Source organism: Paraburkholderia ultramafica (assembly GCF_902859915.1).
In the GTDB taxonomy this organism is placed as follows: Bacteria; Pseudomonadota; Gammaproteobacteria; order Burkholderiales; family Burkholderiaceae; genus Paraburkholderia; species Paraburkholderia ultramafica.
In genome coordinates this window covers 1-557 of sequence record NZ_CADIKK010000169.1, presented here as the reverse complement: position 1 = coordinate 557, position 557 = coordinate 1, and the positions used below count along the sequence as shown (strand labels likewise).

The 557-nt window shown below is 65.9% G+C and carries 1 protein-coding gene; it reads right to left on the bottom strand.

Annotated features, from left to right (window positions below; translation table 11 throughout):
• The coding region (locus tag HV744_RS36715; protein ID WP_281363708.1) for a sensor histidine kinase at positions 1–557 on the bottom strand (557 nt) is incomplete at both ends.

Genomic DNA, 557 nt, shown 5'->3' with positions numbered 1-557 from the left:
TCGCGTACCGCCACGAGCACGCAACCAGCGTCGGCTCTCCCGGTGGTGACTAACAGTTCTCGCGTGCCATCGCTGACGCCGCTCATGGCCTCGATCGCGTTGATGACCAGATTGAGGAGGACCTGTTGCAGTTCGACACGGTCTCCTTCGATGAAGGGCAAACCGTCGGCCAGCTGTATCTGCACTGAAGCGCCGCTCTTCGTGGCTTCGCTACGGGTGAGTTCGATCACCTCGCGGATTGCCCCGTTGATGTCCACCCGTTCCCGGCGTGGCGGCGCCTTTCTGATCAGTTCACGGATGCGGCCGATCACTTCTGCGGCCCGATTGCCGTCGTTGACGATCCGACGCAGTCCCTGTTCAGCCTTTTCCACGTTGGGAGGCCGGGCGCCAAGCCAGCGCAGGGCGGCCTCGGCGCTGGTGACCGTTGCGGCGACCGGCTGGTTGACCTCATGCGCGATGGAGGCCGCGAGCTGGCCCATGGTGGCCACGCGGTTGGCGTGCGCCAGTTCTGCCTGCACCGCGCGATAGCGCCGCTCGCTCCCGCGGGCCTCTTCCTC